At 56.1% G+C, this 26,009-nt stretch carries 16 protein-coding genes, 3 pseudogenes and 1 other annotated feature; of the genes and pseudogenes, 7 read left to right on the top strand and 12 right to left on the bottom strand.

Going from position 1 to position 26,009, the window contains the following annotated elements:
- Position 1: 1 nt before the first annotated feature.
- From ABEG21_RS00095 to ABEG21_RS00085, 3 genes are read left to right on the top strand one after another with little or no spacing between them, the layout of a single operon-like run.
- Positions 2-685 carry a DUF4194 domain-containing protein gene (locus tag ABEG21_RS00095; protein ID WP_347555285.1) on the top strand — a complete coding sequence of 228 codons (684 nt, stop codon included), beginning with the start codon at positions 2-4 and terminating at the stop codon, positions 683-685.
- Positions 678-4,070: an ATP-binding protein gene (locus ABEG21_RS00090; protein ID WP_347555284.1), complete on the top strand. Its 3,393-nt coding sequence runs from the start codon at positions 678-680 to the stop codon at positions 4,068-4,070. Before ABEG21_RS00095 ends, ABEG21_RS00090 begins: the two co-directional genes overlap by 8 nt.
- Complete coding sequence (locus ABEG21_RS00085; RefSeq protein ID WP_347555283.1) at positions 4,067-5,251, top strand: DUF3322 domain-containing protein; 1,185 nt, start codon at positions 4,067-4,069, stop codon at positions 5,249-5,251. Before ABEG21_RS00090 ends, ABEG21_RS00085 begins: the two co-directional genes overlap by 4 nt.
- A gap of 184 nt (positions 5,252-5,435) precedes the next feature.
- Here the strand turns inward: ABEG21_RS00085 and ABEG21_RS00080 are convergent, their stop codons facing one another.
- Positions 5,436-5,930 carry a lipocalin family protein gene (locus ABEG21_RS00080; RefSeq protein WP_347556825.1) on the bottom strand — a complete coding sequence of 165 codons (495 nt, stop codon included), beginning with the start codon at positions 5,928-5,930 and terminating at the stop codon, positions 5,436-5,438.
- 821 nt (positions 5,931-6,751) lie between these two features.
- On the opposite strand from ABEG21_RS00080, the gene ABEG21_RS00075 reads away from it, so the two are divergent.
- Complete coding sequence (locus tag ABEG21_RS00075; protein WP_347555282.1) at positions 6,752-7,021, top strand: hypothetical protein; 270 nt, start codon at positions 6,752-6,754, stop codon at positions 7,019-7,021.
- 436 nt (positions 7,022-7,457) lie between these two features.
- Entirely contained in the window at positions 7,458-8,690 is a 1,233-nt protein-coding gene (locus ABEG21_RS00070; RefSeq protein ID WP_347555281.1) for a nuclease-related domain-containing protein, read from the top strand.
- A gap of 351 nt (positions 8,691-9,041) precedes the next feature.
- Here the strand turns inward: ABEG21_RS00070 and ABEG21_RS00065 are convergent, their stop codons facing one another.
- The 7 genes and pseudogenes from ABEG21_RS00065 to ABEG21_RS00035 all read right to left on the bottom strand — a co-directional run bounded on the left by ABEG21_RS00065 (position 9,042) and on the right by ABEG21_RS00035 (position 17,255).
- The gene (locus ABEG21_RS00065) at positions 9,042-11,171 is read right to left on the bottom strand and encodes a peptidase domain-containing ABC transporter (protein ID WP_347555280.1); all 2,130 of its coding nucleotides are present in this window, start codon (positions 11,169-11,171) and stop codon (positions 9,042-9,044) included.
- Positions 11,168-12,328: an HlyD family efflux transporter periplasmic adaptor subunit gene (locus ABEG21_RS00060; protein ID WP_347555279.1), complete on the bottom strand. Its 1,161-nt coding sequence runs from the start codon at positions 12,326-12,328 to the stop codon at positions 11,168-11,170. The genes ABEG21_RS00065 and ABEG21_RS00060 overlap by 4 nt, the downstream gene beginning before the upstream one ends.
- A gap of 104 nt (positions 12,329-12,432) precedes the next feature.
- Entirely contained in the window at positions 12,433-13,401 is a 969-nt protein-coding gene (locus ABEG21_RS00055; RefSeq protein ID WP_347555278.1) for a hypothetical protein, read from the bottom strand.
- A complete protein-coding gene (locus ABEG21_RS00050) occupies positions 13,398-14,582 on the bottom strand; it encodes a radical SAM protein (RefSeq protein ID WP_347555277.1) in 1,185 nt (394 codons plus the stop codon). The genes ABEG21_RS00055 and ABEG21_RS00050 overlap by 4 nt, the downstream gene beginning before the upstream one ends.
- 76 nt (positions 14,583-14,658) lie before the next feature.
- Entirely contained in the window at positions 14,659-14,814 is a 156-nt protein-coding gene (locus tag ABEG21_RS00045) for a hypothetical protein (protein ID WP_347555276.1), read from the bottom strand.
- 643 nt (positions 14,815-15,457) lie between these two features.
- Positions 15,458-16,687, bottom strand: a pseudogene (locus tag ABEG21_RS00040) (IS256 family transposase); the annotation flags it as partial.
- A 118-nt stretch (positions 16,688-16,805) separates the two neighbouring features.
- Positions 16,806-17,255, bottom strand: coding sequence for a hypothetical protein (locus ABEG21_RS00035; RefSeq protein ID WP_347555275.1), 450 nt, complete (start codon positions 17,253-17,255; stop codon positions 16,806-16,808).
- A 167-nt stretch (positions 17,256-17,422) separates the two neighbouring features.
- Between ABEG21_RS00035 and ABEG21_RS00030 the strand changes: the two are divergent.
- A pseudogene (locus ABEG21_RS00030) lies at positions 17,423-17,698 on the top strand (transposase); the annotation flags it as partial.
- Between the two features lie 9 nt (positions 17,699-17,707).
- On the opposite strand, the gene ABEG21_RS00025 reads toward ABEG21_RS00030, so the two are convergent.
- Positions 17,708-18,865 (bottom strand): IS30 family transposase, encoded by a 1,158-nt coding sequence (locus ABEG21_RS00025; protein WP_347555274.1) that lies wholly within the window; start codon positions 18,863-18,865, stop codon positions 17,708-17,710.
- A gap of 64 nt (positions 18,866-18,929) precedes the next feature.
- Positions 18,930-19,046: a sequence feature (AL1L pseudoknot), on the top strand.
- Between ABEG21_RS00025 and ABEG21_RS00020 the strand changes: the two are divergent.
- A pseudogene (locus ABEG21_RS00020) lies at positions 18,933-19,886 on the top strand (IS3 family transposase); the annotation flags it as partial. It overlaps the preceding feature by 114 nt.
- 78 nt (positions 19,887-19,964) lie before the next feature.
- On the opposite strand, the gene gyrB reads toward ABEG21_RS00020, so the two are convergent.
- The 3 genes from gyrB to dnaA all read right to left on the bottom strand — a co-directional run bounded on the left by gyrB (position 19,965) and on the right by dnaA (position 26,009).
- On the bottom strand, positions 19,965-22,445 hold the full coding sequence (gene gyrB / locus ABEG21_RS00015; protein ID WP_347555273.1) for a DNA topoisomerase (ATP-hydrolyzing) subunit B: 2,481 nt from the start codon (positions 22,443-22,445) through the stop codon (positions 19,965-19,967).
- A gap of 447 nt (positions 22,446-22,892) precedes the next feature.
- Positions 22,893-23,996, bottom strand: coding sequence for a DNA polymerase III subunit beta (dnaN, locus tag ABEG21_RS00010; RefSeq protein WP_347555272.1), 1,104 nt, complete (start codon positions 23,994-23,996; stop codon positions 22,893-22,895).
- Positions 23,997-24,440: 444 nt separating this feature from the next.
- The gene (gene dnaA / locus ABEG21_RS00005; RefSeq protein ID WP_347555271.1) at positions 24,441-26,009 is read right to left on the bottom strand and encodes a chromosomal replication initiator protein DnaA; all 1,569 of its coding nucleotides are present in this window, start codon (positions 26,007-26,009) and stop codon (positions 24,441-24,443) included.

Below are 26,009 nucleotides of genomic sequence, written 5' to 3'. Positions count from 1 at the left end.
AATGTTAAGAACGGATACAGCGGAAGACGACGCGTTGGCATCGGACCGCGCGACTGGCCAGGATGCGAATTTATCCGTTACCCTGATAACGCTTCTCAAGGGCGTCCAATATCGGGAAGCCGACGAGCGGCAGTGGAGCGCATTGATCGATTTGCAGGCACGCTTGAGAGACTATGCTGCCGTCTTGAACCTTGACCTCATTGTGGATGAGGCCGAAGGTTATGCGTTTTTGAAGAGCCGACCGGAGCCCGAAGATGGGGACGCGGCGCCTCGCGTGCCCCGCCTTATCGCGCGCCGGCCGCTGTCGTTTCAGGTCAGCCTAATGATCGCGTTGCTGCGCAAGAAACTGGTCGAATTCGATGCCGGCGGATCCGATACGCGGCTGATACTGAATCGTGATGAAGCGGTCGAAATGGTCCGTGTGTTTCTACCGGACGGCAGTAATGAAGCGAAGCTGATCGATCAGATCGACACGACGCTGAATAAGGTCGTCGATCTTGGTTTTCTGCGCAAGTTGAAACCGACGAGCGGTGCGCTGGCCGGGGTGCCCAGTTTCGAGGTCCGACGTATTTTGAAAGCCTTTGTCGACGCACAATGGTTGGCAGAGTTCGACGCACGGTTGGCGCAATACCGGGCGCACCTTTCCGGTGGCGTGGGAAACGACAAGGCGGAAGACGATGAATGATGTCCACAGCCTGGGGCTGGATTTCCTAGCAGACGAAACGCTGTCGGGCTTCCGCTTGATGCGGCTCGAAGTATTCAATTGGGGAACGTTCGACAGCCGGGTATGGACGCTGGAGTTGGATGGCCGAAACGGCCTGTTGACCGGTGATATCGGCTCGGGCAAGTCGACATTGGTCGACGCGATCACTACCTTGCTGGTACCGGCGCATAAGATTGCGTACAACAAAGCCGCCGGCGCGGAAAACAAGGAGCGCACCCTGCGCTCATACGTGCTCGGTCACTACAAGTCCGAGCGTAACGAGGTTACTGGCGTTGCCAAGCCGGTACCACTGCGCCAGCCGAACAGCTATTCCGTCATTCTCGGGGTCTTCAGGAACGAGGGATATGACCAGACGATCAGTCTGGCTCAGGTGTTCTGGATGAAGGATGTCCACGGCCAGCCCGCGCGTTTCTTCATGGGTGTGGAGCGTGCCTTATCCATCGCTGCGGATTTCTCGGATTTCGGCCCGGACATAGCGCAATTGCGAAAAAAACTGCGCAACGCCGGCGCCGAACTGCACGATAGCTTTCCGCCTTACGCGGCATGGTTTCGTCGACGTTTTGGCATCGAAAACGACCAGGCGCTCGAGCTATTCCACCAAACGGTGTCGTTGAAGTCTGTTGGTAACCTGACCGATTTTGTTCGTAGCCATATGCTGGAGCCTTTCGACGGCGCGCAGCGTATCGATGCATTGATTCACCACTTCGACGACTTGACGCGCGCGCACGAGGCAGTCTTGAAGGCGCAGCGGCAAGTGATGCTGCTCACGCCACTGATTCAGGATTGTGCTCGTCATCGGGAGTTAGACGCGGAGATCGACGGCTTGCACCGGTGCCGCGACGGGTTGCGGACCTACTTCGCGACGTTGAAGCGGGATTTGTTGGATAAGCGTAGCGCGCTGCTGGCTGAGCTATGGGCCAAGGCTGACGGACGTGTTGTGCGCTTCGAGGCATTGCACGACGAGCACAGTGTGCAAATCGATGCCTTGAAGCAAGCGATCAATGTGAATGGCGGAGATCGACTGGAGCGATTGGCTGTCGACATTCGTCAGAAGCGTGGCGTTCGGGATGTCCGAAAAGGAAAGAGCGATCGATATCAGACTTTGGCCGCTGTGCTAGACGCGCAAGTGCCGGAGAGTCACGCAAGCTTTACCGCACAGCACGACACATTCCAGTCTTGGCTGCAGGAGGCACGCGACAGCGAAGCCGACCTGAGAAACGAGGAGACTGAACATGCCGTAACCTTGCGCCAAGGGCGGGGCGAGCATGATGTGTTAGCCTCGGAGATCGACAGCTTGAAGCGCCGTCGCAGCAATATCGACGAGCGTCAGATTCAGATCCGCGCGACGTTGTGCGAGGCCCTGTCGATTCCTGTCGAGACGCTGCCCTTCGCGGGGGAGCTAATCCAGGTTCGCGATGAGGCGCGCGATTGGGAGGGAGCGGCAGAACGGCTATTGCATGGTTTCGCGCTAGGGCTCCTCGTGCCGGACCAACATTACAAGGCAGTCACGGAGTGGGTGGACAGCAGTAATCTCCGTGGGCGCCTAGTCTATTACCACGTGCGCGAACGCGCCGGAGGTGAAGCGCCCGATCTTCATGCTGACTCGCTCGTGCGAAAACTGTCGATCAAGCCGGACTCAGTTCACTATGCGTGGCTGGAGCGTGAAATAGGCCGTCGTTTCAACGTGGCTTGTTGCGTGACGCAGGAACGGTTCCGACGTGAGCCTCGTGCGATCACCCGTTCCGGACAAGTCAAGGACCCCAGTGGGCGTCACGAGAAAGACGACCGGCATCGTATCGACGATCGGAGTCGGTATGTCCTTGGTTGGACGAACACCGCGAAGATCGCTGCGTTGGAAGGAAAGCGCGACGTGCTGGCCGCGGCGATGGCAGCGGTGGGTGCAAAAATCGCCGAGATTCTGCGCGCCCGAGAGCAAGGCATCAAGCGTATCGATGCCTTGACCCGATTGCAGGAGTTTGTCGATTTCGACGAATTGGATTGGGGAACGATCGCCGTCGAGATCGCCGTGTTGGAGGAGGAGCGTACAAAGCTGGAGAACGCCTCCGATGTTTTGCAGCAACTCAACGAGGAATTGCGCACCCGGCAGATCGAATGGAAGCAGAGCGCAAGCGACACCCAAGCGGCACGCGACGAGCGATCGAAGGTCGAACAGCGGCAGACCGATAATCAAGCGCTGCAAATGCAGACTGCGGCTACACTCGCGGATGCACCGGAAGACGAGGCGCTTTCGGCTCAGCTCGCGACGTTACGCGAGGAAATTCTGGGCGAGCATGTGCTATCGATCGAGTCCTGCGACAATCGCGAGCAAGACATGCGAGGCGCCCTTCAGACACGCGCCGACAATCAGGGCAAGGTACGTGGGCGTCTTTTGGAAAGGATCATCCGCGCGATGACGGGTTTCAAAGAGGAATACAAGCTCGAAACTGCCGAGATGGATATCAGTATCGGCGGCGCGTTCGAGTATGAGAACCTCTTGACGCAATTGCATCGCGATGACCTACCGCGCTTTGCCCAGCGATTCAAAGAGCTCTTGAACGTCAATACGATCAATGAAATCGCGAACTTCAATGCGCAGTTGAATCGCGAGCGGGAGTTGATGCTGGAGCGCATCGATCATATCGACACGTCGCTGAGGGGTATCGACTATAACGAAGGGCGCTATATCACGCTAGTGTCGCAGGTTAATCCGGATGCTGAAATTCGCGACTTTCAACAGGATTTGCGCGCTTGCACGGAAGGTGCCATGACGGGCTCCGACGACAGCCAATATTCCGAAGTGAAATTTCTGCAGGTCAAATCGATCATCGACCGCTTTCGAGGACGCGAAGGGCTAACGGAGCTAGATAGGCGATGGACCGCGAAGGTCACGGATGTGCGCAATTGGTTTATGTTCGCTGCCAGCGAGAGATGGCGGACCGACGATGCCGAGCACGATCACTATTCCGACTCGGGCGGAAAATCCGGCGGTCAGAAAGAAAAACTCGCCTACACGATTTTGGCGGCGAGCTTGGCCTATCAATTCGGTTTGGAATGGGGGGAAGTCCGCTCGCGATCGTTCCGTTTCGTTGTGATCGACGAAGCATTCGGTCGCGGATCCGATGAGTCGGCGCAATACGGTTTAAAGCTATTCCGCCAACTCAATTTGCAGCTATTGATAGTTACGCCACTGCAGAAGATACACATTATCGAGCCGTATGTATCGAGTGTCGGATTTGTGCATAACGATGCCGGGAAAGCATCGAAATTGCGTAACCTCTCGATCGAGGAATATCGGGCGCAGAAAGGGGCGATGATGCGGCGTGCGGACGGGAGTGCGGACGCGTGAGTTGGACCGGACACGACGATGTCGTCGAGCAGCTGTCGCGTCTTTGGGCGAAAGGCGATTTGCTGCGCGACGTCGTATTGCCGGAGGGGCGTTTCCCGTTCCGTCTCGTATTAAAAACACCCGGAACGACCGATATCGCTAATCGCTTCGATGAGGTGAGGACCTGGGCCGCTGTCCTTCGAGAGATACCGAACGTCCGCATTGAGTGGCGTGAGGTCCGGCATCGTGTGCAGGGTTTGCAACGCGTGCCTTCGAGCGTATGGATCGATTCGATCGACGATGCTTTGATTTTGCTCCAGAAAGTGCCGGCGTCACGGGCGTTTGCTGAATTGGTAGCAACGACTGAATCGACGCTGCCGGCGCTTGTGCCGTGGTTGCTTCGGCGGCCATTGATAGCCCTGCAATACGCGGCGGAATGGCCGAAACTGCTTATCGTCGTGTCTTGGCTGCGTGCCCACCCGCGTCCGGGGGTGTTTCTCCGGCAAGTCGATTTGCCCGATATCGACACGAAATTCATCGAACGCCATCGCGGCTTGCTCCCTGAACTGTTGGACCTGATTTTACCGCCCGAGGCGATCGATTCGACAAAATCGGGCGTTGCGCAATTCGCCGGGCGATATGGCTTCACCGAGAAGCCGACGCGAATACGGTATCGTGAGCTCGACCCTCAAATCGCGTCGCTTCCGGGTCCTGTCTGTGCCGATATCGCACTGGACGCGAAAAGCTTCAGCGAACTCAAGCTAAGCATTGACCGCGTCTTTATCACCGAAAACGAAACAAACTTTTTGGCATTTCCTTTGGTGCCCCGCAGCATTGTCGTTTTTGGCGCGGGTTACGGCTGGGATGCGCTGTCTCTGGCGCGGTGGCTTGATTGCTGCACGATTTACTACTGGGGGGACATCGATACCCATGGCTTTGGGATTTTGAATCAGCTGCGCAGCCATTTCAGCGCCGTCGCTTCTTTCCTTATGGACCGGGAAACGTTAGATGCCCATTCGGCGTCCTGGGGACGGGAGACGGCGCCGCTGATGGTTGATTTGCTCAGATTGACTTCCGATGAATGCCGCGTCTACGATGACCTGCGATATCAACGTATTCAACCTGACGCGTGCCTGCGATTGGAGCAGGAGCATATTGGATATCACTGGGTGATGACGCGGTTGGCCGCCTTGCTTCGGTAATCCGGCATAGGTATCGCGGCCATCGGTGGCGGACGGCAACGATGGCCGACGACTGCGACGTCTCGCCATAAGACGTTGCGGCACCCTGCTGCGTAGCGTGGGACACACGTAAGCGGTTGTTGCGTGCTTTTGTGTCCCGTCTGTGGCACGTCCGTTAGAAGGAGCGCAGTCAAGCCTACTTATCTTAATGCTTTGTGCGACGAATCATCGACGCGTCATAGCCGAGCTTGGTTGCCCGTGTAATAAGTTCAGTCGCTAGTGCTTCGCTGGGTTTGGCATCGCGCGTCAGAATCCATAAGAATATGCCCGTTGGTTCGCCGACGATCGACCAGCTATAGTCGTCGGCATGATCGAGTACCCAGTACTTCCCGACATAAAACGGACCGAAGAACGACACCTTCAGTTTTGCGTCGCGTGAGTTAGGGACGACTTTGGCTTTGCCTTCGATTGCACGCGTGGGTCCCGACACACTCCCTTCGTGACAGGTATTGACTACCTTGATAAGGCCGTCATCGCGCTTTTCATAGTCGGCCGTCACCCCCTCACAGTTTTTTTCAAAAAGGTTTTCATATCGCGCGAACTCATACCATTTACCTACATACCGCGACAGATCGACGGCTTTAGCCGGCTCCGGGACATTGTCGTTCCCGGACAGCGAGGCGTGAGCGGCAACCTGCATAAACGAGAGTGCGCTGGCAATGGTGCAGCTGGCCATGATTTTGATCCATGATTGTTGACGCATAGCGCTATCTCCTATTTCAGTGAATGATATCTCACACCAAAGTAATGTTCCGTAAGTGACGTTGTACTAAGAAAATTACCATCGATGTGAGGTCTTCATTGAATCAAGATCGACACGTTATTTTAAGATTGGCAAGAAGTAATACGCCGCTGAGGGGTAGCGTTTAATTAAATAGTGAAAGTTGTCCCGTATGCGGCATCGTTCTATTTTATGCGCCCACTCAAAGTGGTAAGCGGACATGCTGGAATTCCTTAAGCAGGCTTGGGAAGGCTGCTGTTAGTTTTGCCCGCAGGGGCGCGTTTTTGCTGGAATCTGCGGGTCCGGTTCGGATTGGATACGCAAAGGGTAATACGATCTCGGCAATGCCGCAGCTCGGTCATTACCTTGCGACTGCATAACGTGATCGCATCGATTTGAATTTGTGGGTGCGTAATCGCTCGCACAAACGATAGGCCGTTTGGCCAAAGACTCAGTAAATGAGGGGTTTTTCGGAATCGTCCGATTGTGCGTGCATTCGATGTGGACCTATCCTAGGGACGTCGCTGCAACAACAGCGTCCGGGCGTAGAAACCCGAAAACATGCGCCCGGATCGATTCTTTAACGTTTCGATCCATATTTTGCACGCTCTCTATGGGCGGGCTAGGTAAGGGAGCCTTCGGGCTGCCGGGTGTTGGGCGCATGTTCCGGTTTTCTACCCCTTTCCTTGTCCCGCCCACCTCGTTTTTCGCGAGATGGACATTTTTATAAGGTCCGCATCGTGTCTACTCTGTCCGACAACTCCCGCGCCGCAGCCCCTTCGTTTGATTCCTTCATTGACCGTGTCGACGCAGTCTCAGTCAAGCTTCTCAAGGTGATTAATTCGCTTCGATTGCAAGCGGACCTTGTCGGCATGGACGAGTTCCGCCAAGTCACGCTGGATGCCGATACGCTGAGTATTGCGATAGATGATATCGCTGATAACTTGGATGACACGCGGCGGTCTGTGCTGGCATTGAAGCACGATGGCGACCATACACCTGCGATGTGAACGTCAGGCGTGAAAGCTTTCATTAAGTCCCGAGGGAATTCGCTCGAATCTGAGAATGGTTCGGGCGTGGTTTACGTACCTTGCATGCCTGTATCGATACCGACAAAGCGAGGCTGCAAAAAAACTGCGTTCAATTACCTCATCGTGCGCTTTCTGCCTAAAAAACGGCAATCTCCCATTCGGCATTGCTCGTCTACGGCAGTCGTAGAGACAGTTTCAACGCGTCCCAACGTGTCATCGCATTGAGGGTCTAATGCAAGTTCTCGGATTGTATATTAGTGGACAGATCGGTTAGTATTTGACCGGGCGATGTCTTCGCTATGCTAGTGCGAGTCTGATCATCACCGCTTATGTGATGCAGAGTCGCTCACACAACTCATATAAGATTAATCCTAGGTGCTTCTAGAGGCGCGGCGCCTCGGAATTTCTCCGGCCTATGCAGAATATCGAGCAGTATTACGGCGACCGTCCGATTTTGTCGTCTGAGAAAGTAGTTCTGTCCTGCGCCATAGAGTGGCTTTCCGCTCATGACGTGCCCGCCGTCATCTATACCAATGTGAAGTTTGGAATCAATGAGATCGACATCCTCGTTGCAACGCCAAATACGACGCTGGTCATTGAGGTAAAAGGTTACCGTAACCCCGTGATTGGACGTGAAAACGGACCCTGGCAGAGCACCAATCCGCTTGGTCAAATTAAGAACCATACGAACGGCTATGCCCAGGTTCTGCGCACGTATCGCGCGCTGAAGAATAGCATGGCGCGTAAACAGGGCCATGGTACCTACGTCTCCTATCCGCAGGGCGCGGTCATTTTTGAAGGTGGGATTCCAGCCGGCTCGGACCTTTTCACGCCGCCCGATGAACGTGTTGTCATTGCTGGCATCGAGCACCTGGAAGTATTGCTCGCAGCTAAAAGCAAAAGACCCTGGCCGTTGGAATGGGTGCGGGACCTCGCCATAGAACTCAACTTGGTGCGCCGCGATGCTTTGTGTACGGACACCAGCACGGCTCCGAATCCCAATAAATACGTTGCCAAGGCCTCGCCGCTCGCCGTAGTGCCGGCAACGAAGCCTGTTCTGGAAGAGGTTGCCGAGCGTTCGGTTGTATCCATGCCCGCTCCAGCTTACCCGCGAAGCGAGTCGTCAATTCGACAAGCCGAGGGCCCCGTCGTAATCAGCTCGAATTTGATCACATCGGTGCAAGATCGAAACGCCAACCTTGGGAAAAGTAACTCCGGGCATAGAAGAAGGCGGAGTCTGCTGTTCTATGCTGGATTGCTACTCGTCTTCTTGTTAACTATCACGGTCATTCAGTATGTAAGAGTCAAGTCGCCGCCGGACCTGACCGCAAAGCCAGCAGCATCATTGCCGACTGCTCATTTGACACGGCACGAGGCAGAGACGCGAAGTACGCGGCACCTGCAGCATTCGGCCGCCCATGTGCCACCGAAAGTGCCGCAGGACCCAATCGGGCCAGCGAGTAGAACAGTGATCGTGCCGCAAGTTCCTGCTGAACCGCTTCCTACCATCGCACCAACCGAGCCCATTACGTGTCCGCCTGGGGTTGATCGACTCGGATGCAATGGACAGACGGGGACATTGAGTGCGCCTATCTGTCCGAGTGGTTTCGTGGCAAGCGGTGATACATGCGTTGCGGTCGAGCAGTGATGGTAGTCCCCCCCCACAGAATAACAGTCGTTCGGGGTAGAGTTTTCTCGCAGTGGCACTGACAGTAAATTCTGCATGAAGACGTCTCGATTCACGGAAAGCCAAATCATCGCGATATTGAAGCAGGCGGAGGCCGGAGCGGCTGAACACTGCCATCGGCGGCATTCCGCCGAGGCTGAAGTTGGTCGCAGTAGCTTACCCTCTACCCCAGGCGGCCGTTAGAAAAGCGGGTATTACCATGCCGAGTCCGCAGCATTCGAAGAGGGTTTAACGTAAGTCAGCATGAACGGCCGCTCGCGGTGCGCTCTCCCGAGACAGTAGGATCAACGATCGTCGCTTTCCACCGTGACGTTATGCCACGATCTTCCCGCCGTCCAGACGCAATACACGATCTGCGCTCGCGATTGTCTCTGGACGATGCGCGATGATGATCCGCGTCATGTTCAGCGAGCGTACAGCGGCATTCACGTGACGTTCGCAGACAATGTCGAGATGGCTCGTCGATTCGTCGAGCAGAAGGCAAGAGGGCATTTTGTACAACGCTCTAGCGAGTAACAAACGTTGCTTCTGCCCGCCGGACAGGATATTTCCCATGTCACCTATCAGCGTGTCGTACCGCATCGGAAATCCCGCTATCTCATCGTGAATGCAAGCCAACTTCGCGCAGGACAACACGCGCTCTCGATTGTAGTCGGGGTCAAAAAAGCTGATATTTTCCCAAATCGACCCGGCCAATAGCTGGTCGTCTTGCATAACAGTGCCAAACGCCTGACGCAAAGAGACGACATCCTCCAGTGTCCGCTGCGCGTTCGTTAAGACAACGGCACCGCTTGTCGGTGACAAGATACCAACCAGAAGTTGCGCCAGCGTGGATTTTCCACAGCCAGACACGCCGGTGATCGCAACGGACTCTCCCGGCTGAACAGTAAAGCTGACATTGTCGAGAACGAGCGGTTCCGCGTTGCCATAACGAAAACTCAGATGCTTCACATCTACCGCGAGTGCGTTGTCGCATCTGGCGTGGATTTCTGCGTCCTGTGTAACTTCGGTCGTCTTTTCGGGCGTGGCAAGCACAATGTCGGCGAGCCGGTCAGCTTGCACGGAGAGCGTACGAAACTCGGTAATCTTATCGATCAGAGACACAATTCTTCGTTGGAAGAGCGTCTTGTAGGCAATGAAGGCCATCAGTGCGCCGACGGTCAAGCGCCCATTCATGACATAGCTCGCACCTAGCCATACGACCAGGATATTTTCTAGCCCCGCGAGGAGGCCATTCGCATGGGTATAGAAGAGCGCCAGCCGTTGCACACGTACATCCGCGTTGATCTGATCGACCAGCAACGAAAGCCATGCTGTTTCCCGATGCGATTCACGCGAGAAAAGCTTGATCGCACGAATACTACGCAGCGTTTCTACAAAATGACTTTGCTGATTGGCCGACCGTATCAACTTTGTCTGTACGGCCGCACGCAATGGCGTGTAGGAGATCACGCGGAGCATGCCGTACAGGGCCGCGGAAAACAGCACAATCAAGGCGAGGGTCGGGCTGTACAGCAACAGCAGTGTCATGATCAGGAGCGTCATCAGGCCATCAAGTGCACCTTCGAGGAACGCGGTCGTAATCGTACGTTGAATTTCGTCGATCGCACCAAATTTCGACAACAGATCACCGAGATGACGCTTCGAAAAAAAATCGACAGGTAGACGAATGAGGTGTGAAAAAATATTCGCTCGCGATCGAGCGCTCCAAGTTGCGCTCAAATGCATGAGTAAGCAAGACCGTGCAATCGCCGTTGCGTGTTGACAAAGCATCAGGACGAGGAAGCCCACCCCTAATACCTGCATCAAGTCCAGATCTGCCGATGGCAGCACGTGATCGACGGTCCACTGTACATAGAACGGAACAGCCAAGACGAATACCTCAAGCGAAACTGACAGCGTCAGTAACTGCACGAACGTTGTGCGCAAATCCCGGATGGTGCCAATCAGTGAAAAGAGGCGCACGGACGGCGCGGGTTTGTGCTGTACGAATCCTTCTATTGGCCACAGTTCCATGGCCACACCGGTGAACTTATCCGACACTTCGGACATGGGTATCTTTCGATAACCATGCGCAGGATCGTGGACGTGCGCAACGCCAGATTTGACACGCTCCAGCACGAGAAAGTGATTAAATTCCCAGTGCAAGATACAGGGCGTCTTTAGGCGCCCGAGTGCACGCAATTCAAGCTTTATCGCACGGCTTCCCAAGCCGATTTCGCCAGCGATCCGGGTGAGACCGGCGAAATTTCCCCCTTTCTCCGAGAGCCCGTAGCGTTGGCGCAATCCTGCTAGACCAATGCGTTGCCCATGATAACCCGCGATCATCGCCAAGCATGCCAGGCCACACTCGGCGGCTTCGATCTGAAATAGCGTATCGATGCGTGGCCGTCGATTAAACAATGCAGAACGTTTTGCCGACTTCGTAAGCTCGAATGTCACAACGTGTCTCTCAGTCGATAGAGCGGCTCGAACGCCCATTCGTAGATGCGACGCGACTCGCGCGCCAGACTGGCATGCAATAGCATGCCTGCACGCAGAGGCCGTGAGACGCCACGCGTATCGTTGAAGTGCTGACGAAGGAGTTTTACCTTCACTAGATACAAGGAGCGACTTGCGCTCGCATGTTTCGCGCTCGTATCCGACAAATCGTCGGGCGGCGAAGCCGATTCGGCGACATTGACGATTTGCCCTGCTTGAAAACCAAAGCGTTGGTACGGGAAAGCATGATAGCGAAGCCGTACCGGATCTCCGGCTGCGATATAGCCTACTGCTGTACTGTCGACATATAAGTGTGCTTCGAGTGTGTTCTCGATGGGTACAATCGATACGAGCGGCCTGTTGCTTCCAACGCGTTGTCCCACTTGCGCGATGATGGTGCTTGCGGTGCCGTCGATGGGTGCGGATACGACAAAGTCACGTGGTAACGCATGCTCTGCCAGCGTCTGAGAGACTGCTGCAATCTGCCGTATAAGTTGAGACTTCGCTTGCTGGTGCTTGTAGGGCAAACCCCGGAGCGTCTCCTCGGCGATCGTGCGGCTTTGACGCACGGTCAGGTGTTCTCTCTCAAGTGCATGCAGCTTGTTTTTCTTCTCATGGAAATCGGCCTCGGCTTGCTCAGCGCGTTGCAGCGAAATCGCGCCCGTGGGGACAAGCTTAAGGTATCGCGCCATATTGTTCCGTGCAATCGTGACGAGCCGATGCTGTGCAATGATTTGTTCGTGTGCTTTTGCGATAGTCTGCGCGTGGGCAACCAATTGATGCTGCCATTGCCGAAGTTCACTTTGATGGTACTTTTCGAGCGTGCCAATATCTTCCACAAGCTGCCGTTTTTGCGCTGCCATATGCTCGATAACCGCCGCGGACGTGACATGCCCGCTTCCGTCGCGTGGTTCGCTGGAGACAACATATAACACGTCGCCTGCTACCACGCGTTGACCGTCGCGCACGCGCTTCTCTTTTATCGTTCCGATAAACGGGCTGAAGACTTTTGCGACCCCGCCTTGCGGCACCAGTTGGCCAACGACGGTGATATGGTGCGTGTACCTCCCGAGGATGACTGTCAACAACAGAGCGGAAGCGAGTGCGATGAACAACATCGTCACGATCCACCCAGACGGTGGTTGGGCAGTCAGTACACTACCGACCCAACGTTGACGATTGGCTTCGATCGCGGCCATCCGAAAAGGAGATGTCGGCAGTGTCACGTTTCCGGGGCAGTGGTCTTGTCGGTCAAGGGCATCGGATTCAACAAGGAGAGGCGACGTAGCGTGAGAAGGGTGTGTTGCGGACCATGGTAGTAAATGAGGTGATTTTTCAGCACATCCATGCCGATATAGCCGGCCCGATAGACCCCCTTGCTGTGTATCTTCTTTATAGACGAGACGGGAAGCCCATGAAAATATTCACCATTCAAATTTAAGTCGATGAGTCGAAACGGCGAGGAGCGGGGTAGTTCTGCGCCGTACATATCCATCGCGCGTGGACTCTCTTTCCCCTCCGGTGCCGAGGCGACGAGGGATGTCAAAACCATCGTGTGTTGTGCGCCGGAGTCGATGATAAAGGGTACTATGACGTTGCCGAGTTTCGCCTGTACCGCCATTTCTCTGTACGGATTTTCGATGATCTTTCCGGGATATATCTTCAATTCATTGCTAGCGCGAATGGGAAACGGTGCACTTGTGAAAAAGCAGTTCTTTTCAAAGTCGATCAGCAAAGCGCTATGTCCGGCAATGGCCTGAGGGCTCAGTATGCCCGCATAACCGTCGCGGGCCAGGATAGATGCTGTGGATGGGATATAGAAATCTCGATGAAATGCGTTCCCATAGCCATCCGCTACTTCAGCCGAAATTTTTTTTGCTCGGGCTGACGCGACGTGGGCATCGACGTCGAGTGCGTCCTCGCCAAGCGCCTGTGGGAAAAAACCGCTGTCCCATAGGATGTTTGCATTGGCGCCAGTGTCGAACATCATCTTTGCAGGCCTGCCATTAATCCAGACGTGTACCGTCGGGTTTGCTTTACTCATTAGATCGTCGTATTCGATCGTGCTCTCGAAATAGGCTCTGCCGCGTGACAGATCATTGGCGCAACTTTCTCCGTGCGTGCGACTGGCATGCGAAGCGCCCGTCACCGTCAACGAGAAGGTCAATACAGCGATTGGCGACCATTTCATCGCACGTTCTCTACATGAAGCGTGTTCAAATTCTGGGATATCGTCTGTATAGGGACGCCGCGTTTCGCAAGATAGGATGCAGATCGTCCGTAGACCTTCTGCAATGCCTCACAATAGATAGAAGGCTGGTTTGCGATACGCTTTTGCATCCGATGTAAGGGTGTGTAGGAACGGCTGACGTCCTCGCATACGTTGCGCCATCCGCACGCAGCACAGGATGTGGCAAGATAAGAGGGTTGGACGATGCGCGAGATCATTTTGTGCCAAGCAAGGAACTTGGGAAAAGCTGCAGCTGATACATTCATCCCGGAATTAAACAACTCTGGCACCACGTTGCGGAGCGTGTCGTCATGGCCCAGATCTCCTGCACTCGATAGGGTGAATACAACGATATCCGCATGCGATACGCCTGGATTATTCGCACGAAGGGTTTTGTCGTGTAACAGCGCGCGCATTGTCTGATCGACCAGCTTGATACGCACCTTGCGGTTATCGTGTTCCCAGCAGTCGAATATATCTTCGACGAACTTTACGTAGTGTGCCGTGTGGGCGACGTTAAACGAGTCGTGGGTGTCATCAGGAAAGAGAAACTGCATCCTGTCGAAGCCTAATTGACATGCGAGTGCGATGTAAGTGTCGCGACCATCGGATTCGGGCGTTACCACGCAGATCGATCCAAAGCCAGGAATACGTCGCTCGCTGCTTGCTTTTTTGATTGCTGCGATTTTTGGCACCATGCTGTCGTAGGTGCCCCGTCCACGTCGATCAATGCGATTTGCGTCATGGTGTGCCTTGGTGCCATCCACACTAATGCCGACGAAGATGTTATGTTTTTCGAAGACATTGATCCAAGCGTCGTTGATCAGGACCGCATTCGTTTGGACCGTGAAGCGGACATCTTGTGCATCGTGGAGACCGTCTGAGATGAGCGAGACCATCGCAGAAAATCGTCTCGTGCCCATCAGTAGAGGCTCGCCCCCATGGATGTCGATCTGGAATATGGTTTCGGATAGATCATACGGTGCGCTACGTAGAAACCGGACGAGATGATGAATGGTGTCGGTGGCGATAAGTGCTGGATGATCCTCGAAGTCTTTGTTCTCTTTATTGAAGAAATAACAGTAGCGGCAGTTCAGATTGCAGCGTTCCGCAACCTTCAGAATGATCTCTATATGATTCACGGGCGACGCCGCTCCTTGGTAACAGCATGGGGCCATGTGGACCCATGCCTATGCACCGAAAATTACGGTTTAGAAATCAGAAAGACTTGTTCCACGTTGCGTTAACGAATCCGCCGGAACCGGCGCCGCATATATTTTCGAGCTCAGCTTGCGTCATTTCCTCGATGCCGTCGGATTCTGAGGCGCGGCGCTTTTCCGCTTCGAGATTTTTGATGATGTCGTGCGTCGTCATAGTTCTATTCCTTTTTTCCACTGTGGTAGGCCGGCATCCAGGGTTGGGGGGGACTTGGATCCGGATTGACAAGGTACGGGGATACATTAATATAAGGAGAGCGAATTAAGCAAATAATGGGATCGAAGTCGTTTTGATGGGCTGTGGATGATATCTTGAAGTTGATCAAAGAGGCGTGCTACTGTGAACGCATCAAGCGAATAAAAAGCCGCTTGAGATAGCCTGATGAGCGGTCTATTGCGCTGCATGACGAGACGTTGGCCTATAGCAAGGTTTCTTCGTATTGTCGCGAAGTGATCTCTGAGATGCGTCGATCGTGATACGTATCATCGAAGGCTTGTTGCCTTTGATGCAGAGGGTACTCCATACGAGGGAGCTTAGACGACACGCCGCAGTTTTGCTATCTGCTGTTTTCCGGAAAACAGCAGATTTTTGTTTTGTGTGTTTGACTAGGCGCTACGTGCTGGCCGGTTGGTGCGGTTCGATGCGCTATTGGTACAGGCAAGTTTGCTGCCTGTGCGTGTAATTGGGAATGGGGAGATCTCGATGCGGGGACTGTCAGATTTTTTGTGTTCGAGGCGGTTAAGGCGACCCGCTTTTCAGCGGGCAGCGGTGTGAGGATATCTCCGTCGTAAGGGTGCGTGAAGCGCTCCTCGTACAGTATCGCGAATTGATTCATGGCGGCTTTCCAGTCGTGTGCGGCACGCGTCCAGCCAGCGGTGATGTTGCGTAATACCAGCCACAGCAGCTTCGTCGCCGCTTCATCGCTTGGGAAGTGACCGCGCGTGCGGATGATCTTGCGCAGGCCCGCATTCACGCGCTCAAGTGCGTTCTTTGTGTAAATCACTTTGCGCACGGCCGGCGGGAAGGTAAAGAAGGGGATCACCCGCTCCCACACTCTTCGCCATGCTGCTGCGACTGTCGGATATCGACGGCCCCATTCGCCTTCGTCGAATGAATCGAGTTCGGCAGCAGCGGCTTGGGCACTCGGTGCGGTGTACACCGGCTTGAGCGCGGTGGCTAACGCGTTACGGTCCTTCCAGTTCGCGTAATCCAGACTGCTGCGAATTAGGTGCACGATGCAAGTCTGCAACGTGGTCTTCGGGAACACGGCTCCAAGCGCTTGCCCCATGCCTTGCAGACCGTCCGTGACGGCGATCAAGATGTCGTGAACGCCGCGAGTCTTAAGGTCATTAAAGACCTTCATCCAGAACTTGGCGCCTTAGGTGTTCTCGATCCACAAGCCCAAAATATCGCGCGAACCGTCCAGTAGGACGCCCTACGCTAGATAGACAGCCTTGTTGCGGACTAAGCCGTCTGCGCGGATTTTACCCGTAAAGCGTCAAAGAAGACCACCGGATACATCGGCTCGAGCGGACGGCTCTGCCAGGCAAGCACCTCGTCCATTACGGCGTCGGTGACCGAGCCGATGAACTCCGGCGACACCTCCGTGCCGTACTGCTCTTGCAACAACGCCTGAATCTCGCGCACCGTCATGCCGCGTGCGTACATGGCGATAATCTTATCGTCGAAGTCTGTAAAACGGCGCTCGTGTTTCTGGATCAGGATCGGCCCAAAGCTTGAATCGCGGTCTCGCGGAATCTGCAAATGCAGTGGACCGTCGGATGTCAGCACCTTCTTAGCGCTATGCCCGTTGCGCTGATTCGTGGCTGTTGCTGGCTTCTCAGCCCCTGGGCTCGTAGCCCAAATGCTGACCGAGTTCCGCACACAAGGCGCGCTCGAGTGCCTTCTTCAAAGCGGCGGACAGATCCTCGATTGAACCGACAGTCATCGGGCCTGATGCCAATTGATCAATCAGCTCTTTAGGGATTGACGGCAGTTCGCGAGGTGGTGTCTTGGGTTTGCGTGGCATAACTGCTCCATTTCCATAATGGTAGCCTCACACACAAAATTCCTAAGACTCCCATCTGTCGTTATGCGGTGTCCAGTCCGATCCAAGCAGCACTTTTGTCAAAAGCAGTTGCCGCCACTTAAACGGCAGTTTCCCGCGTCAAAAATTCGAACGACGTAACATCAGATAACTGCCTTGGTTGCCGACCCGGCCGAAGCCGGCCTACAACCCGCACATAGGCACCACTATTTTTGTGCGCTGTAATTGCTCGTTCGTAGTCCTCGGAATTCAATACGATTTTGGCTCGAACGGTTTTCCCTTCGTCGGGAAGCAAGAGAGACAGTATGACGTCACCAGAACGTCGGCCATCCTCTTCAATCTCTCCATCAAGGCGTTCGACCGTTCCAATAAAGGTATCGTCTCGCGCGAGCTCAACGGAGCGTAACTCTCGGCGAACCGCATCGATACGCGGGAAATAATCCCGTTGGATACGGATGCGACTTGAGGATCTGGCTATCTCAGGGACGGCATGCAGCAAAGACCAGTCAAAACTAACATCAAGGGAATTCGCAACGGTCTCGTCATACATGCCAGCGATTGCTTCACACAAGTTCGAAGAGATGACCGGCGCATCGCTTGCCTTCAGGTCATCAATTAAAGCATCAAGCTTATCGGCCTCAATCGCGGTCGTGAGCTTTGACAGTGACTGAACCGCGCCGGATTTGAGGAGGCTCCAATCTTTGAGAGAATGGAGCTATGAACAAGAAATCGAAGTTTTCCCCGGAAGTGCGCGAGCGGGCCGTTCGCCTAGTTCGCGAACAGCGCGGCGAGCATTCATCGATGTGGGCGGCGGTCGAGTCGATTGCCCCCATGATCGGGTGTTCCAGCGCGACGTTACTTGCCTGGGTGCAGCGTGAAGAGGTCGACTCGGGCGAGCGTGACGGCGTGACGAGTACCGAGCGTGAGCGCGTAAAAGCGCTGGAGCGCGAGGTCAAGGAATTGCGCCGCGCCAACGAGATCTTAAAGCTCGCCAGGGTGGGTTCAATGGGTCGTCGCAACAGCCTCGCGTAGTTTATCGGCCGGAGACATGAAGCCCAAGGTCTTTCTCGGCCGTTCATTGAGGCGCGCTGCGATTTTGTTCAGTTGCGCCTGCGAGTATTGATCAAGCTGCGTACCATGGAGCAGATACTGTCGCAGAAGTCGGTTCGTATTTTCGTTGGTGCCGCGTTGCCAGGGACTTCGTGGGTCACAGAAGTAGACCTTCACATCCGTGGCGATCGTGAAGTCTTTGTGGTTTGCCAATTCCATGCCACGGTCCCAGGTGAGCGTCTTGCGTAGATGCTGCGGCAACCGCTTTACCTCGCGTTTAAGGCCCGCCACAACGCTCACCGTGTCCTTGCCTTTAACCTTGACGAGGATGGTGAACCTTGAGCGCCGCTCGACCAGCGTGGCGACGTGAGTATTGTTCGCGCCGCTGACAAGATCGCCCTCCCAGTGCCCAGGCACGGCGCGGTCGGCCGCTTCGGGCGGGCGCTCATGAATCGAAACAGCCCCAGCTATCTTGTTGCGCGCGCCCTTGGTGCTGGAGAAGCGCGAATGACGCATCTTGCGTTGCGTGCGCAAATGATACTGCAACTCTTTCTTTAGAACGCCGCGCGCCTGCACAAACAGGCTGCGATAGATCGTTTCGTGTGACACGCGCATCGACTCGTCATCGGTATATCGGAGCTTAAGCCAGCCGCTTACTTGTTCCGGAGACCATTCGCGAGAGAGCTTCCGTTCAACAGCGTAGCGCAAGCGCGGGTTGCGCTCCAGCAGGCAATCTTTGGGACGCAAGCTAACCTTCAAGGCTCTCTCATCGGCGTCCAGAGCCCGATAGTGGCCCGTTCCACCGTTACGCGCAATCTCACGCGAAATGGTGGATGGCGCACGATGCAACTCACGCGCTATGGCCCGAATGGAAAGCCCGGCTGACACGCCGCGCGAAATCTCTTCACGTTCACTGAGAGTCAATGCCCGCAACGATCGCTTGCGCACAGCAGGGCTGTAACCTCCGCATAGCCGGATTACGCCGTAGATCGATCCGGCTGGTTTGCCCAGCGCTTTGCCGATGCCAAGAAACGATTCTCCGGCGCGCCACCTCCGCCAAACTTCCGCCTTGCCTTCTGTCGGCAACCCAGGCCTTCCCATCTGTGCCATTCTTCAACCCTCCCTCATTCGATATTAATAGGAAGGTGTTGCAATGACCCATTGAACCCACCAGCGCTTTTTTCGCCCAGGCGGAGCTCGACCGCCGGCTGAAGTCCTAAAGGCGTTTGTCGATCAGCATCGCGACACGTTTGGGGTCGAGCCGATCTGCAAGGTTTTGCAGATGGCCCCGTCGGCTTACTGGCGCCATGCAGCGCGTTTGCGGGATCCTTCGCAACGCCCACCCCGCGCAGTACGCGACGAGATGCTCAGCCCAGAGGTAAAGTTGGTCTGGGAGGCTAACCGTCAGGTCTACGGCGTGCCGAAGGTCTGGAAGCAGCTCAATCGAGAAGGGATTACGGTCGCGCGCGGTACCGTGCAACGTCTAATGAAACGACACGGTCTGCGCGGTGTAATGCGAGGCAAACGCGTTCGCACGACGATACCCGATCAGAGCGCGCCGTGCCCCCTGGATCGCGTCAACCGCCATTTCAAGGCCGAACGCCCGAACCAGCTGTGGGTTTCGGATTTCACGTACGTGTCTACTTGGCAAGGGTGGCTGTACGTGGCATTCGTCATTGACGTCTTCGCGCGGCGGATTGTGGGATGGCGGGTAAGCTCTTCGATGACGACCGATTTCGTTTTGGATGCTTTAGAACAGGCACTTTACGCAAGGCAAGCGTCAAACGATGAGAAATTGGTGCATCACTCGGATCGCGGATCTCAATATCTAAGCATTCGCTATAGCGAACGATTAAGTACTGCGGGCATTGAACCATCGGTTGGAAGTCGCGGCGATAGCTATGACAACGCGCTCGCTGAAACCATCAACGGATTGTACAAGGCAGAGGTGATTCACAGGCGCGGTTCGTGGAAAACGCGCGAATCGGTGGAAGTCGCAACGTTGGAATGGGTCGCTTGGTTCAACCATCATCGTCTGATGGGGCCACTCGGTTATATCCCTCCAGCCGAAGCTGAGGCAAACTACTACCGTCACGGCAAAATCAACGTCGCCGAGGCAGTATTAACTTAAACCAACCGGCCTCCACGAAACCCGGCGTGGTTCAGACGAGTTCTATAAAGCTTTTACGGCCCATGGCTACAACACCAATTAAACATCAATATTCCCAGCCCGCAACGCATTACTCTCAATAAACGCGCGACGCGGTTCGACCTCATCCCCCATCAGCGTCGTAAAGATTCCATCCGCTGCAATTGCATCTTCAATCTGAACGCGCAGCAAGCGACGCACATTGGGATCCATCGTCGTTTCCCAAAGCTGCTCGGGGTTCATCTCACCCAGCCCCTTATAGCGCTGGATGGCAACGCCACGATCCGCATCGGCGAGCAGCCATTTCATTGCGCTCTTGAAGTCGGTCACGGCTTGATTGCGGTCGCCGCGGGCGATCAATGCACCTTCACCGATCAGGCCTCGGAAGATATCCGCGGTCGCAACCAGCTGACGGAAGTCCGCAGTCACCAGGAACTCAGGATCGATCACGGAAATTTTGATGTTCCCGTGATGGCGACGCGAAACGCGCAGCGACCACGTTTCACGCACTTCGTCATGCATGGTGGTGACGCTGATCTCCGGCTTCAACGGCGTAGCCGTAATAGCAGCCTGTAGTGCAGCGGCAGACGCTTCGGCCTTTTCCTTATCGCTGAGATTGACGGTAACGCCGTCCATGATAGCTTCCAGCGCCGCCGCATCGACATGCCGGCGAATACGCTCGATCACCGCTTCAGACAAGAGGTAGCTTCGTGCCAACTCGCCCAACGCGTCACCGGTAATCGGCTCGGCACCTTCATGCGTCGTCAGTCCCGCACCATTTAGCGCGAGCTTGAGCTTGTACTGACGCAGTTCGGACTCATCCTTCAGATACCGTTCTTCCTTGCCGTGCTTGATCTTCAGCAGCGGCGGCTGCGCGATATACACATAGCCCTTCTCGATCAGATCCGGCAGTTGACGATAGAACAGCGTCAACAGCAGCGTCCGAATGTGCGCACCGTCGACGTCCGCGTCGGTCATGATGATGATGCGGTGATAACGCAGCTTCTCGACGTTGTAATCGTCCTTCCCGATCCCGCAACCCAGCGCGGTAATCAAGGTCACGATCTGCTCGGACGACAGCAACTTGTCGTAGCGTGCCTTTTCAACGTTCAGCACCTTACCGCGCAGCGGCAAGATAGCTTGGAACTTCCGATCCCGACCTTGCTTGGCCGAGCCGCCCGCGGAGTCACCCTCCACCAGGTAGACCTCGGACTTCGCCGGATCTTTCTCCTGGCAGTCGGCCAACTTACCCGGCAGACCCACGCCATCCAGCACGCTCTTCCGACGCGTCATTTCACGCGCCTTCCGGGCTGCATCACGTGCACGCGCCGCATCGATGATCTTCGAGACGATGATCTTCGCGTCGTTCGGCGTTTCCAGCAGATAGTCTTCCAGCGCCTTCGCAACGACTTCTTCCACCGGCGCGCGCACTTCGGACGACACCAGCTTGTCCTTCGTCTGCGACGAGAACTTCGGCTCCGGCACCTTCACCGACAACACGCAGGACAAGCCTTCGCGCATATCGTCGCCAGCCGTTTCGATCTTGGCCTTCTTCGCCGCTTCCGTTTCAACGATGTACTTGTTCAGCACGCGCGTCATCGCCGCGCGCAGGCCGGTCAAGTGCGTGCCGCCATCGCGTTGCGGAATATTGTTCGTGAAGCACAGCACGTTTTCATTGAAGCTGTCGTTCCACTGCATCGACACTTCGACGGTGACGTTGTCCTTCTCGCCCACCGCGTGGAAGATCGTCGGATGCAGGACTTGCTTGGACTTGTTGATGTACTCGACAAAGCCTTTCACGCCACCGGCGAACGCGTAGTCGTCTTCCTTGCCGGTCCGCAGATCCTGCAGGCGGATACGCACGCCATTGTTCAGGAAGGACAGTTCGCGAATCCGTTTCGCCAGGATGTCGTAGTGGAAATCGACATTGCCGAAGATGTCGACGTCGGCCAGGAAGTGCACTTCCGTACCGTTGTGCTCGGCTTCGCCTACGACAGGAATCGGCGAGACGGTTTCGCCATCGCGCTGTTCCAGCGTGCGGTTGATGACCACGCCGCGATTGAATTCGAGGAAGTGCTTCTTGCCGTCGCGGCGCACCGTCAGGCGCAGCCAGGCGGACAGCGCGTTCACGCAGGACACGCCCACGCCGTGCAGACCGCCCGAAACCTTATAGCTGTTCTGGTCGAACTTGCCGCCGGCATGCAGCTCCGTCATCACGATTTCGGCCGCACTGCGCTTCGGCTCGTGCTTGTCGTCCATCTTGATGCCGGTCGGGATGCCCCGGCCGTTATCGACGACGGATATCGAGTTGTCGGCGTGAATCGTGACCAGAATATCGTCGCAATGACCCGCCAAGGCTTCGTCGATCGAGTTGTCCAGCACTTCGAAAACCAAGTGATGCAAACCGGTGCCGTCGGACGTGTCCCCGATATACATGCCAGGGCGCTTACGTACCGCCTCCAGTCCTTCCAAGATCTGGATCGACGATTCACCGTATGCGTTGTCGCCTTGCGGTGCTTGCGGTTTCTGCTGTTCAGTCATGTTCTGTTCCGGTTCTGCTCGATGGTGCACGGCGGTAAAAAAAGCCCTGCCCATCTATATGACGCTGCGATCGGCAAACGGAGCGCAACGGGTGCGGCATACTGCCAGTGCCGCACTGGCGTTCATTCCGATCCTGCGACGGCACTCCAACGCCAGGAAGGAGAAAATCCAGATGCATCCCGTCTTAGGCATTTCCGCGGACAACCCCTCTCCCCGGCGATGCCGCACGGGTATCTGAAGCGAGGGGAGAAGTCTTTCCGCCGGTTCTTTATTGCTGCCTTGTGAGGGCATCGGCACGCGACGCGGTGGTGTTCCGCATGGGCAAACGCCGATACCGCATAGCGTTGCCGCGACCGATGACCCGGCCGGGATGTCAGGCGTGAGGAGGCGTGTCGCCTTTTCCTTCCTCGCCGCCCACCGCCGCTCCCGGCCATGCACCTGCGGACGTCAGATGCGCATCGGCATCACCACGTACTTGAAGTCATCGTTCTCAGGGATGGTGATCAAGGCGCTGGAGTTCGAGTCCTTCATGCCGATGTTCAGCATGTCGGCCTTCGTGTTGGCCAAGACGTCCAGCAAATAGCTGACGTTGAAGCCGATGTCGATCGCGTCGCCGTCGTACGCGATCTCCAGCTCTTCGCTGGCGTCTTCCTGGTCCGCATTGCTTGAGGTGATGCCGAGCACGCCCGGCTTCACCTGCCAACGCACACCCTTGAACTTGTCGGTGGTCAGAATCGCCGCACGCTGCAAAGCGCGCTGCAATTCTTCGCGACCGATCAGGAAATGGTTGTCCTGACCCTTCGGGATCACGCGCTGGAAGTCCGGGAACTTGCCCTCGACCAGCTTCGAAATCAATTCGACCGGGCCGAACTGGAACTTGATCTGCGACGCACCCAGCGCGATCTCGACCGGATCGTCGATGTCCTCGAGCAGGCGTTGCAGTTCCAGCACCGTCTTGCGCGGCACGATCACGTCTTGCTTCGGGAAGTTGCCTTCGATCGTCGTCGAGCAGTAAGCGAGACGGTGGCCATCGGTGGCCACGGCCATCAGCTTGCTGCCTTCCACCACGAACAGCATCCCGTTCAGGTAGTAGCGAATATCCTGCTGCGCCATCGCGAAGTGCACCGCCGACAGCAACTGGCGCATCGCGCGTTGCGGCACCTTGAAGGTCGCACCGAATTCTTCGACCTTGGCAAGCGTCGGGAATTCGTCGGCGGCCAACATTTGCAGGCCGAAGCGACTCTTGCCGGACTTCACGGCCAGGCGCTTGTCTTCAAGAGTCAGGCTGACGTCACCGCCCGGGAGGGCCTTCAGAATATCCAGCAACTTGCGGGCAGCGACGGTCGTGGCCGCCGTATCGGCGCCCGCGGCGCACTCGGCCGATGTGGTGATCTGAACTTCGAGGTCAGTCGACAGGAAGGAAAGCGACGCACCATTTTTCTTTATCAGCACGTTCGCGAGAATCGGCAGCGTGTGGCGCCGCTCGACGATACCGCATACCGTCTGCAGCGGTCGCAGCAGCGTATCCCGTTCAGTCTTGACCAATAGCATTCGACATCCTTCTTGTGTAGAGGCAATCAACCACCGTACCCGCCGACAACTCCGCGCCACGGCGGTTGACAGTTCAGGTTCGAATCGCCCGTCAGAAGCGTTTAAAGCGACCTGGAAACCCTCGCCCGAGGCCATGCGCGCTTCTTCCGGCGCAATACCGTATTGTGCCTCAAAATGGCCCGAAAAGCCTTATAAAACAGGAGATTCAACAGGCCGGATAGGCCTAATCAATGCGCATTGCGCACGGCAACGCTTGCCGTGGCATGGACTCGCGGCAAGTGCTCCCGCAATTGCGTGGTAGCGGTCGCACGTAAGCCTCTGAAAATCCAGAAATGATCGGAATCGACGGGAATGTCGCGGGCGCGCGAACAAAAACGCGCGCCAGAAAAAGCAAAGGGCGGCTGCGAGAAACCCCGCGCCGCCCTTTCTACGCCAGCAGGCCGATCAGCCCTTCAGCGTCTGTTCCAGCACGTGCAGCTCGTGGTTCAACTGCGGATCCTTGCTGCGTTCTTCGGCAATTTTCCGCACCGCGTGCAGCACGGTGGTGTGATCGCGGCCGCCAAACAATTCACCAATTTCCGGCAAGCTCTTCTGCGTCAATTCCTTGGCTAGATACATCGCGATCTGACGCGGGCGGGCGATGTTTGCCGGCCGCTTCTTCGAGTACATATCCGCGACTTTGATGCTGTAGAAGTCTGCAGTCGTTTTTTGGATGTTTTCGACCGAAATCTGGCGATTTTGGACCGTTAGCAGGTCTTTTAGCGCCTCTTTCGTCAATTCGATCGTAATCTCGCGGCCGTGGAATTTCGAGTACGCCAGGATCTTCCTAAGCGCGCCTTCCAGTTCCCGAACGTTCGAGCGCAAGTGTTTCGCCACGAAGAAGGCGACGTCCTCGGACACCATCGCGCCTTCCGTCTGCGCCTTGCGCATCAGGATGGCCACGCGCATTTCCAGTTCCGGCGGCTCGATCGCCACCGTCAGGCCGGAATCGAAGCGCGAGATCAGTCGGTCGTCGATGCCCGAGATTTCCTTCGGATAGGTATCGCTCGTGATGATTACCTGCGCGCGATTGGCCACCAGCGCCTCGAACGCGTAGAAAAATTCCTCTTGCGTCCGGGACTTGCCGGAGAAGAACTGAATATCGTCGATCAGCAACAGATCGAGCGAATGGTAATACCGCTTGAATTCGTCGAATGCCTTGCGCTGATAGGCCTTCACGACGTCGGACACGTACTGTTCCGCGTGAATGTAGCGAATCCGCGCGCTGGGGTTATCCACCAGCATCTGGTTGCCGATCGCATGGATCAAGTGCGTCTTACCCAGGCCCACGCCGCCATACAGAAACAGCGGGTTATAGGAAATGCCTGGATTGTCGGCGACCTGAATTGCCGCCGCGCGGGCCAGCTGGTTCGCCTTACCGGTCACGAAGGTTTCGAAGGTCAGCGCATTGTTCAGCTTCGAGCGATCCACCGGCTGCGTGTTCTCCGCGCCTGCGGCCGGCGCGCGCCAGTTACGGCGTGCCGCCGCCGCCTCGGCGGCGTCCAGGCTGGGCGCATCGGGATCGGCTTCGGCGGTTTCCGTGCCGCGCTCGCCCGGAGGCGATGCCAGCACTTGCGACGGCTGCACGCCGGTGGGCGACGCCGGCGCCTGGCCATTGCCGCGCGAGCCGCCATTCGCGAGGGGCGTGCCGGGGCCGCCGCTGTTCAGTGCCTGGCGCAGCGGCATCCGCACGCCGCTGGGCGCGTTCGCGGGCATGGCGGCGCCATTGGGCGAGCCCAGAACGAACTGGACTTCCACGGGAGCCTGCCAAAAATCGCGCGCCATGTCCGAGATCCGTCCCGAGAACTGACTCTTGACCCAATCCAGCTTGAAGCGGTTCGGGGCGGCAATACGCAACAACTTGGTGGACGCGTCGAAATCTACCGGCGCGAGCGGTTTGATCCAAGTCTGGTACTGCTGAGGAGTCAGCTCGCGCTCGAGCTGCGCGGCGCATTGTTGCCAAAAATTAATCAT

This window comes from Robbsia sp. KACC 23696, assembly GCF_039852015.1.
Lineage (GTDB): Bacteria > Pseudomonadota > Gammaproteobacteria > Burkholderiales > Burkholderiaceae > Robbsia.
This window is presented reverse-complemented; position numbering and strand designations above follow the sequence as displayed.

Bases quoted from the DNA above. Each gene is read 5' to 3' on its own strand.
- ABEG21_RS00090 (WP_347555284.1), top strand. From the start codon at position 678: ATGAATGATGTCCACAGCCTGGGGCTGGATTTCCTAGCAGACGAAACG.
- ABEG21_RS00070 (WP_347555281.1), top strand. From the start codon at position 7,458: ATGCAGAATATCGAGCAGTATTACGGCGACCGTCCGATTTTGTCGTCT.
- ABEG21_RS00035 (WP_347555275.1), bottom strand. From the start codon at position 17,255: ATGTATGACGAGACCGTTGCGAATTCCCTTGATGTTAGTTTTGACTGG.
- ABEG21_RS00045 (WP_347555276.1), bottom strand. From the start codon at position 14,814: ATGACGACGCACGACATCATCAAAAATCTCGAAGCGGAAAAGCGCCGC.
- ABEG21_RS00080 (WP_347556825.1), bottom strand. From the start codon at position 5,930: ATGCAGGTTGCCGCTCACGCCTCGCTGTCCGGGAACGACAATGTCCCG.
- gyrB (WP_347555273.1), bottom strand. From the start codon at position 22,445: ATGACTGAACAGCAGAAACCGCAAGCACCGCAAGGCGACAACGCATAC.
- dnaA (WP_347555271.1), bottom strand. From the start codon at position 26,009: ATGATTAATTTTTGGCAACAATGCGCCGCGCAGCTCGAGCGCGAGCTG.
- ABEG21_RS00025 (WP_347555274.1), bottom strand. From the start codon at position 18,865: ATGGCACAGATGGGAAGGCCTGGGTTGCCGACAGAAGGCAAGGCGGAA.
- ABEG21_RS00055 (WP_347555278.1), bottom strand. From the start codon at position 13,401: ATGAAATGGTCGCCAATCGCTGTATTGACCTTCTCGTTGACGGTGACG.
- ABEG21_RS00060 (WP_347555279.1), bottom strand. From the start codon at position 12,328: ATGTTGTTCATCGCACTCGCTTCCGCTCTGTTGTTGACAGTCATCCTC.
- ABEG21_RS00095 (WP_347555285.1), top strand. From the start codon at position 2: ATGTTAAGAACGGATACAGCGGAAGACGACGCGTTGGCATCGGACCGC.
- dnaN (WP_347555272.1), bottom strand. From the start codon at position 23,996: ATGCTATTGGTCAAGACTGAACGGGATACGCTGCTGCGACCGCTGCAG.